Here is a 1,312-nt window from a genome sequence, read left to right on the forward strand (position 1 = left end):
AAACTTGAGAAGATATCTTCAAAACCACCGAAGCCACCTGCTCCGTCAAAGCCACCAAAACCGCCAGCACCACCAAAGCCACCGTTGGCACCTGCAGCACCATACTGGTCGTAGGCTGCACGTTTTTGGTCGTCACTTAAAGTCTCATAGGCTTCTTGAACTTCCTTGTATTTTTCCTCAGCGCCAGGCTCCTTGTTAATATCTGGGTGGTATTTTTTGGAAAGCTTACGATAAGCCTTTTTGATCTCGTCTGCCGAAGCGTTTTTTGACACCCCCAGACGATCATAAAATTCAGTATTGTTCATAATTCAAGATACAAAGGGCGTCAAACGGACACAGCCAAAATAGGAGTTTTGACGACAAACACTTACGTCCTAGAAAAAACTATCTTTTTGGCACAGTCCGTAGCCCGTGTTCAATTCCCTGAACACACTTGTTCCTTTCTATTGATATTTTGAATTAAACCACCATTTAGGTCGGGTTCAATTCCTTTCTTTTATATTGAGTTAGAAATTTCGGAAACCGTGTTCAGTTACTCGAACACCCTTATTCCTTTCTATAATTTATAAGTAAATATTTAGAGGGTATTTTCTATACTCTGCTTCACTTCATCAAACTCTTCATCTGATAGAGTAAATATCAAATCCTCCTCTGTATACCCGTCTTGTTCTTTAAAATAGTTGTCAGTATTTTCTGTCAAATCTAGACCAAGAATTACTTTTCTTGCAAACTCTTGATGTGCAAAACCAATAGCAGTAATGATATTTTTATCTTGCAGGACAGCTTTTGCTTTGAAATTTTTCCGAGGAAGAAATTCAAAATAGTCAAAGAAGTTTTGCCAAATCCCACCTGTAAATTTCGTATCATTCAATAAACCTGCTTTTGCCAACAAAATAGGTGCTGAAGAAATGGCTGTAATTAAGATATCCTGCTTACCGAGTTCCCTCAAAAACGAATTTAATTTTTCATCCTGTAGAGCAGGACCTATATTTACCATTCCTGGCAAAATCACACAAGAATATTCTTCTATACGTACTTGATCCAATGTTTTTGTAGACCGACAAGGCAAGCCATCCTCAGATATAACTATCGAATAATCTGAAGCGACATAATCAATCGTGATGTCAAAAGACAGAGCTAAAGTACTTGTTAAAGCGGTTATCTCATGAAGAGAAAAATTAGGATAAATGATACAAAGTACTTTTTTCATACGCAACATCCTCTATTTTACCGAAAAACAGAGGCTGGGTTGCAACCTCTGGATTTCTTCCTATCATTATTACATTTAGACAAAGTTCCTTAGTAATTCGTC

At 37.7% G+C, this 1,312-nt stretch carries 2 protein-coding genes; both read right to left on the bottom strand.

Annotated elements, in window-relative coordinates:
- The coding region (locus GMD6S_RS11330) for a DnaJ domain-containing protein (protein WP_001066306.1) at positions 1-305 on the bottom strand (305 nt) is incomplete at its 3' end.
- A gap of 272 nt (positions 306-577) precedes the next feature.
- On the bottom strand, positions 578-1,210 hold the full coding sequence (locus tag GMD6S_RS11335) for a DJ-1/PfpI family protein (protein ID WP_000756337.1): 633 nt from the start codon (positions 1,208-1,210) through the stop codon (positions 578-580).
- Positions 1,211-1,312 lie beyond the last annotated feature (102 nt).

The sequence above is a fragment of the Streptococcus sp. GMD6S genome, from assembly GCF_000297015.1.